This window comes from Mycobacterium sp. ABE4_509 (assembly GCF_056160785.1).
In genome coordinates, this window is the sequence record NZ_JBSWXU010000055.1 from 22,995 (window position 1) to 30,310 (window position 7,316).

Below are 7,316 nucleotides of genomic sequence, written 5' to 3' on the forward strand. Positions count from 1 at the left end.
ACGGCGCAGGCGCCCGGCCGTTCACCCGGGGGCGGAGGAAATCGCGTGCTCGGCCGGGTAGGCGTGCACCAGCGCGGTGACGAGCTTGGGTACGGCATGGGTCAGCGCGTGTTCGGCGTGGTGTGCGATGCGGTGCGCTTCGGCCAGGCTGAGGTCCGGGTCGATGTCGAGTTCGGCGTCGGCGTGCAGTTGGTGGCCGATCCAGCGCATCCGGACGCTGCGTACCGCGCGTACCCCGGGTTCGGCGGCCAGCGTGTTCTCGGCGGTGTCGATGAGGGCGGGGTCGACGCCGTCGAGCAGGCGCCGGAACACATCGCGCACCGCGGTGCGCAGCACCGCCAGGATGGCCACGGTGATGACCAGCCCGATGATCGGGTCGGCCAGCGGGAATCCCAGTGCCACCCCGCCCGCGCTGCCGAGCACCGCCAGCGAGGTGAACCCGTCGGTGCGGGCGTGCAACCCGTCGGCTACCAGGGCGGCCGAGCCGATCCGCTGACCGACCCGGATGCGGTAGAGCGCCACCCACTCGTTGCCGATGAAGCCGACCAGGCCGGCCAGGGCGACCCACCCGACATGGTCGATGTGCTGTGGGTGGATCAGCCGCTGCACGGCCTCGTATCCGGCGATGATCGCCGACGCCGTGATCACCGCGACGACGAACAGCCCGGCGAGGTCTTCGGCGCGGCCGAACCCGTAGGTGTAGCGCCGGGTCGCGGCTTTGGCGCTGAGCGCGAACGCGATCCACAACGGCACCGCGGTCAGCGCGTCGGAGAAGTTGTGGATGGTGTCGGCGGCGAGGGCCACCGAACCGGAGATGGCGACGATGACGATCTGGGCGATCGCGGTGACGCCGAGGACGACGAGGCTGATCTTGACCGCGCGGATGCCGGCTGCCGAGGATTCCAGTGCGCCGTCGACGCTGTCGGCGGCGTCGTGGGAGTGCGGCGCGAAGATCGCTTTGATCACACCGCGAAGCCCGCCCGGGTGGTGGTGGCTGTGGTCGTGGTCGTGGTCGTCGTGCGTGTGGTCGTGGTCGTGGTGGCCGGTCATCGGTTGGCCTCAGCGCTGGTGGGCAGCGGCGCGACGTCATGGCGATGGTGCGAGGGCACCCCGGGGCCGGCGTGCTCGGCATTGAACACGGCATCGGTGACCAGCTGGCGGATGTGCTCGTTCTCGAGGCTGTAGTAGATGGTGGTGCCGGCGCGCCGGGTGCTCACCAGGCGCGCCATCCGCAGCTTGGCCAGGTGCTGGGAGACCGACGGCGCCGGTTTGTCGACCCGTTCGGCGAGTTCGTTGACGGACAGTTCCGCGCCGGTGAGAGCCCACAGCACCTGGATGCGGGTCGGGTCGGCGAGCATCCGGAAGATCTCGACGATGAGGCGCAGCTGATCCTCGGCGATCGGCGCCGGATCCTGCTTACCTGCATTCATACGCAGATAATAGCCAACGAGGCGGTCGTCCCGCCAGGTGCGTGGCTTCGTCGCGCCCGCGAACGCGGCCGGCGGTGTCCCGGCCGACGTCCGAGGTGGACTAGACGATCAGCCCCTGGGCGGTGCTGGTGGCGGCGGCGAACCGCTTCTGCACGTCTTCCCAGTTGACGACGTTCCAGAACGCCTTGACGTAGTCGGCTTTGACGTTCTTGTACTGCAGGTAGTAGGCGTGCTCCCACATGTCGACCTGCAGCAGCGGGATGATGCCCAGCGGAACGTTGGCCTGCTGGTCGTAGAGCTGGAAGGTCAGCAGCCGCTGGCCCAGGGTGTCGTAGCCGAGGACGGCCCACCCCGAGCCCTGCAGGCCGTTGGCGGCCGCGGTGAACTGCGCGCGGAACCTGTCGAACGACCCGAACTGGTCGTCGATGGCCGCGGCGAGCTCGCCGGTGGGCTTGTCGCCGCCGTTGGGGGACAGGTTCTTCCACCAGATCGTGTGGTTGACGTGACCGCCGAGGTGGAATGCCAGGTTCTTCTCGTTGAGGAAGATCGTCGCGTGATCGCCGTCGGCTCGGGCCTCCTCGAGTTTGGCGATGGCGTCGTTGAGTCCCTTGACGTAGGTCGCGTGGTGCTTGCCGTGGTGGATCTCGTTGATCTGCCCCGAGATGTGGGGTTCGAGTGCGCCGTAGTCGTAGTCCAGGTCGGGCAGGGTGTACTCGGCCATCAGGTTCCTCTCGGCTGTGCGGTGCCACTTGGTGGCGGATGTCGCGGTGTCCGGAATCCAACCTAGGGCCGCCGGGATATATCTGTCTATCTTCACACGTGTTCAGTTGGTACGATAAATGATAGCGCGAGTCGAGCGCTTCCTGTCAGCTACCGAGATTGGTCGAGCGCCCATGGCCGACGACGAGAAGACCCGGTGGGCAATCGATGTCATGACCGCCTGGATCGACGAACACGACGACGACCTGCTGCACGCGCGGATCGACAGCTACCTGCACGAGGCGGGCGGTGCCGCGGGGTTGGCCACCGGCTTGGTGAACCTGTCCGGGCTGCTGCTGATGGGCATGGAGGTCGCCCTGGGCAAGAGCAGCCAGGAGATTCTGCAGACGATCGCGGTGACGGTGTCGCAGCGCGGCGGACCGCCGCAATGACACCCGCCGGCGGTCAGGCCGAACCGGCCCGCCGCCAGGCCTTCCCGCCGAGCAGCCGCAGCCCGTTGAGCGCCACGAGGATTGTGGAGCCCTCATGGCCGGCCACCCCGAGCGGAAGGGGCAGATGGCCGACGAGATCCCAGGTGACCAGGATGACGATGGCCGTCGCGGCGATGGCGAGATTGGCGGCGACGACGCGCCGGGTGCGCCGGGCCAGTGCCATCACGGTCGCGATGGTGGCCAGATCGTCGCGCACGGTGACCGCATCGGCGGTGTCGAGTGTCAGGTCGGCACCGGAGCGGCCCATCGCGACCGAGGTGTGCGCCGCTGCCATCGCCGGTGCGTCGTTGATGCCGTCGCCGACCACCAGGACGTTGTGTCCGCTGCGCTGCAGCCTGGTGACCGCGTCGACCTTCTGGTCGGGCAGCAGCCCGGCGCGTACATCCCGGATGCCCACCCGGTCGGCCAGATCTGCTGCCGCGCAGGCATTGTCGCCGGTGATCAGCACCGGTTCGGCTGCGGTGAGGGCGGTGAGTGCGCCCACCGCGCCCGCCGCCTCGGGGCGCAGGCGATCGCGCAGCTCGAGCACGCCGACGGGCTGCCCGTCGGCGACAACGACAACGGCTGTGGCACCGGAATTCTCGCTGCGCGTCGCGGCGTCCGGGGCGCGGTCACCCAGCCCGGCCGGGCTGAGCACCTCGACGACGCGGCCCGCGACGTCCGCGCGAACCCCACGCCCGGGCAGGGCCCGGAACTCATGGACGGGTGTGATCTCCGTGCCACGGGCACGCGCGGCGGCCACCACCGCGCGGCCCACCGGGTGCTCGCTGCCGCTCTCCGCTGATGCGGCCAGGCCGAGCACATCGTTCTCGGTGAGGTTCTCGGTGAGATTCCCGGTGAGGACGGCGATTCCGGTCAGCTCCGGGTTGCCGGTGGTCAGCGTTCCCGTCTTGTCCAGCGCGACGAGGTCGGCGGTGGCGAGGCGTTCCAGGGCCAGGGCAGACTTGATCAGCACGCCGTGCCGGCCGGCGTTGGCGATGGCCGAGAGCATCGGCGGCATGGTGGACAGCACCACCGCACACGGCGATGCCACGATCATGAACGTCATCGCCCGCAGCAGGGTGGACTGCAGGTCCGCGCCGGCCAGCAGCGGCACGGTGAACAACGCGATGGTGGCAGCGACCACCACCACCGAATAGCGCTGCTCGATCTTCTCGATGAACAACTGGGTCTTGGCCTTGGTGGCCGACGCTTCGGCCACCATCGCCACGATCCGTGCGACGACGGTGTCGGACGGATCGCGGGTGACCCGGATGCGCAGGGAGCCCGAGCCGTTGAGCGTTCCGGCGTAGACGTCGTCGCCGGTTGTCTTGGCGGCGGGAAGCGGTTCGCCGGTGATGGTCGACTGGTCGACCTCGGAGGTGCCGTCGACGACGACACCGTCGGTCGAGACCCGCTCGCCGGGCCGGACCAGAACCTCGTCACCTACCCGCAGTTGTCGTGCCGGGACGGTGTGTTCGGCTCCGGCGCCGTCGACGATGACCGCTTCCTGCGGGGACAGGTCCAGCAGGCCGTTGACCGAATCCCGGGTGCGTCTGGTCGCCACCTCCTCCAGGGCGCCGGAGGTCGCGAAGATGACGATCAGCAGCGCGCCGTCGAACACCTGCCCGATCGCTGCCGCCCCGATCGCGGCGAGCACCATCAACAGGTCGACGTCGAGCGTCCTGTCCCGCAGGGCCAGGACGCCGTCGCGGGCCGGCGCCCAGCCGCCCGCGGCGTAGCACGCCAGATACAGCGCCCAGGAAAGCCACTGGGGAGCGGTGAGCAGCTGCGCGGCAACGCCGGCGGTGAACAGCGTCAGGGCCAGCGCGGCCCAGCGCACCGCGGGTACCGCCCACAGCGTTGCCGTGGTGCGCCGCCGGACGGCGGTGCGCCGGGCTGCCGGGGGAACCGCTACCGAGCCGACGGGGTGGATATTCACATACATCTCTATACATATATAAGTGTAGAGGTGTCAATATAACCTGTGGATACATGGTTCAATGGGAGGCATGGGACATGGGGTCGAGGGCCGCGCGACTCCCGCGGCCACCCTCGACGCGGCCTCGGCGCTGACGGTGGCCGAGACGCTACAGGCGCTCGCCTCGCCCAAGCGGCTGCTGATCCTGACCCGGCTGCGCCAGGCGCCCTGCACCGTCACCGAGCTGTCGGCCGACGTCGGCATGGAGCAGCCCGCCGTCTCCCACCAACTGCGGCTGCTGCGCGCGCTCGGGCTGGTCGCCGGTGACCGCACCGGACGCAACATCGTCTACCGGCTCTACGACAACCACGTCGCCCAGTTGCTCGACGAGGCGGTCTACCACATTGAGCATCTGCGCCTCGGCGCGCGCGACACCACCGCGTGACGCGCACCCGGATAGAAAGTATCCGGGCGGTGCACGGAACTATTCCCCGCCGATGCGCGACCATGAGTATGTGAACTGCGAGGTGGCCCGGGAGGCGCTGTCGGCCCGCATCGACGGTGAGCGCGAACCCGTGCCCGCCGCCCGCGTCGACGAGCACCTCGCCGGTTGTGCGGAGTGCCGCGCCTGGCACAGCCAGATGAGCGGGCAGGCCGACATGCTGCGCCGGCTGGCCCGCCAGCCCCCGGTGGCGGCCGTGGACGACAGGCCGCAGCGCCGACAGGTGGGCTCGGTCGGCGCGCTCAGCGGGAAGAGATGGGCGCTTCTGGCCGTCGGGCTCACCCAGTGCGCCCTCGGGGCGGCCCAGGCGTTCGGGCTCGGGCTCGGGCTGCAGCACGGCCCCGACATGGGCGGCGGTCACCTGTTCAACGAATCCACCGCCTGGTCACTGGCCCTCGGTCTGGTGATGGTCGCGGCGGTGATCCGCCCCGCGCTCGCCGCGGGCCTGGCGGGTGTGCTCTCGGCGTTCGTGATCGTCCTCGCCGCCTACGTCATCGCCGACGGACTGTCCGCAGCCGTCACCCCCGCACGGGTGCTCAGCCACCTTCCGGTGCTGCTCGGCGCCGTGCTGGCGGCGCTGGACTGGCGCGACACCGCGGCGGCGCCGCCACCACCGCGCCAGGGTGAGCAGGACGGAGACAGCACGGACATCACGCTGCCGCGCCACGCCTCGCGCGGCCGCCGGCGCGGGCATCTGTGGCCCACCGACGACTCGGCGGCCTGAGCCCGGTCAGAGCATCACGCCGAACATGATGGCCATCCCGGCAGCCATCGTCACCTGCCCGGCGACACCGAAGAACCGGACCGCCGGCGTCTCGGGCTCGGCGCGGCGCCTGACGAAGTACACGTAGAGCCACACGACCGCCGCCACGGCGAACCCGACGGTGCACAGCCAGTTCAACCCGGTGACGAACGGGGGCGTCACGTCGCCGGGTGCCGCGTCGGCCATGTCCGCCATCTCGGCGCTGGGCATGCTGTGCCCGCCAGGGTGGTGCCCCCCGTGACCCCCACCGCTGGTTCCGTCGGCGGGCGCGGGCAGCAGCGCGCCGCTCATCACCGCGTACATCCACGCCATGGCCAGCATCATCGCCGCGTGATAGGCGTTGGCGACCCGATGTCCGGCCTGGGCGAAGGTCACCACGACGAACCACACCGCGGCGAGCCCGAAGAACACCATCGGGCCGGTGGTGGGCAGGGCGGCCCCCTGCGGCCAGGCCATGATCACCATCGCGACGGCCATGATGATGTGCAGAGCGCCGCTGACGACATAGGTGGGCGAGCGCCGATTCGCGGCGCTCGCGGCGGCGAACAGGACGGCGGTGACGACGAAGAGCGCGGTGACGAACCAGCGCAGCAGCAGGTCCTCGATCATCGGCTGGGGTCCGGACGACGGCTCATTGCGGCAGCGTTCACTCGGTCGGCTTTCATTCGGGGGCGAGGGCTCGTATGCAATGGTCGGACCGGATCCGGTGAAAGTTCCACCGGCGCGACATCGTCTACGACTACCGGTCGTAGACTGGCTGGACCACGTGGTGTTCGGTGGGAAGGTTCGCAGGCGACAGTGACGACGATTCAGGCGAGGAAGCCGGCGTCAGCTTGGCACAGGCTGGCGCCGATCGTGCTGTTCGCCGCCGTGGCAGCCGGCCTGATCTGGTACTGCTGGGGCAGCCGCGCCCAGGTCTACGCCGCGACGGGGGACTCGTTTCCCGGAACCGCGACCGCGGTCGCCGAGCCGCTCGGATATTTCCTCGCCACCCTGGCCGGCGTGCTGACCGTCGGCGGGTTGGTCTACGTCGTCATCACCGCGCGCCCCGACCAGCGCGGCGTCATCGACGAACGCTCGTTTCTGGTGCACGTCGTCACCGAGCGGGCCGCGGCGCTGTGGGCGCTCCTCGCGGTGGCGATGATCGTCGTGCAGGCCGCCAGCGACGCCGGGGCGCCGATATTCCAGGTGGTCAAAGGTCCCTTCCTGATCGACGCGGTGCTCGCCTCGGAGGTCGCGCGGGCCTGGATCGCGGTGGCCGTCGCGGCCACCGTGGTCGCGGTGACGGTCCGGCTCTCGGTGCGCTGGACCGCGCACGCCGTCCTGCTCATCCCGGCCGTGATCGGCGTCATCGCGGTCCCGGTCAACGGCAACGCCGCGCAGGGCCCCGACCACGACTACGCCACCAGCGCCGCGATCGTGTTCGCGGTCGCGCTGGCGGTGCTGCTCGGGCTGCGCCTGGCCGCAGCGCTGGCGCTGCCCGGCGAGCCGGTGCCGCAGCGGGTGCTGG

At 70.2% G+C, this 7,316-nt stretch carries 8 protein-coding genes and 1 pseudogene; 4 read left to right on the top strand and 5 right to left on the bottom strand.

Going from position 1 to position 7,316, the window contains the following annotated elements; translation table 11 throughout:
• Positions 1-21: 21 nt before the first annotated feature.
• From ACXAID_RS13830 to ACXAID_RS13840, 3 genes are all read right to left on the bottom strand, one after another.
• The gene (locus tag ACXAID_RS13830) at positions 22-1,050 is read right to left on the bottom strand and encodes a cation diffusion facilitator family transporter (protein WP_475022787.1); all 1,029 of its coding nucleotides are present in this window, start codon (positions 1,048-1,050) and stop codon (positions 22-24) included.
• Positions 1,047-1,430 carry an ArsR/SmtB family transcription factor gene (locus tag ACXAID_RS13835; RefSeq protein WP_475022788.1) on the bottom strand — a complete coding sequence of 128 codons (384 nt, stop codon included), beginning with the start codon at positions 1,428-1,430 and terminating at the stop codon, positions 1,047-1,049. Before ACXAID_RS13835 ends, ACXAID_RS13830 begins: the two co-directional genes overlap by 4 nt.
• A 100-nt stretch (positions 1,431-1,530) precedes the next feature.
• Positions 1,531-2,151: a superoxide dismutase gene (locus ACXAID_RS13840; RefSeq protein WP_475022789.1), complete on the bottom strand. Its 621-nt coding sequence runs from the start codon at positions 2,149-2,151 to the stop codon at positions 1,531-1,533.
• A 172-nt stretch (positions 2,152-2,323) separates the two neighbouring features.
• Here ACXAID_RS13840 and ACXAID_RS13845 point away from each other — a divergent pair, with 172 nt between their 5' ends.
• The gene (locus tag ACXAID_RS13845) at positions 2,324-2,581 is read left to right on the top strand and encodes a hypothetical protein (protein ID WP_475022790.1); all 258 of its coding nucleotides are present in this window, start codon (positions 2,324-2,326) and stop codon (positions 2,579-2,581) included.
• Between the two features lie 13 nt (positions 2,582-2,594).
• On the opposite strand, the gene ACXAID_RS13850 is transcribed toward ACXAID_RS13845, so the two are convergent.
• A complete protein-coding gene (locus ACXAID_RS13850) occupies positions 2,595-4,568 on the bottom strand; it encodes a heavy metal translocating P-type ATPase (RefSeq protein ID WP_475022791.1) in 1,974 nt (657 codons plus the stop codon).
• A gap of 64 nt (positions 4,569-4,632) precedes the next feature.
• Here ACXAID_RS13850 and ACXAID_RS13855 point away from each other — a divergent pair, with 64 nt between their 5' ends.
• Both ACXAID_RS13855 and ACXAID_RS13860 read left to right on the top strand, forming a co-directional pair.
• Positions 4,633-4,986: an ArsR/SmtB family transcription factor gene (locus ACXAID_RS13855; protein WP_475022792.1), complete on the top strand. Its 354-nt coding sequence runs from the start codon at positions 4,633-4,635 to the stop codon at positions 4,984-4,986.
• 70 nt (positions 4,987-5,056) lie between these two features.
• Positions 5,057-5,767, top strand: a complete 711-nt coding sequence (locus tag ACXAID_RS13860) for a zf-HC2 domain-containing protein (RefSeq protein ID WP_475022794.1) — start codon at positions 5,057-5,059, stop codon at positions 5,765-5,767.
• Positions 5,768-5,773: 6 nt separating this feature from the next.
• Here ACXAID_RS13860 and ACXAID_RS13865 read toward each other — a convergent pair whose 3' ends face one another.
• On the bottom strand, positions 5,774-6,415 hold the full coding sequence (locus tag ACXAID_RS13865) for a DUF5134 domain-containing protein (protein ID WP_475022793.1): 642 nt from the start codon (positions 6,413-6,415) through the stop codon (positions 5,774-5,776).
• A 189-nt stretch (positions 6,416-6,604) separates the two neighbouring features.
• Here ACXAID_RS13865 and ACXAID_RS13870 point away from each other — a divergent pair.
• Positions 6,605-7,316: pseudogene (locus ACXAID_RS13870) on the top strand (cytochrome c oxidase assembly protein); the annotation flags it as partial.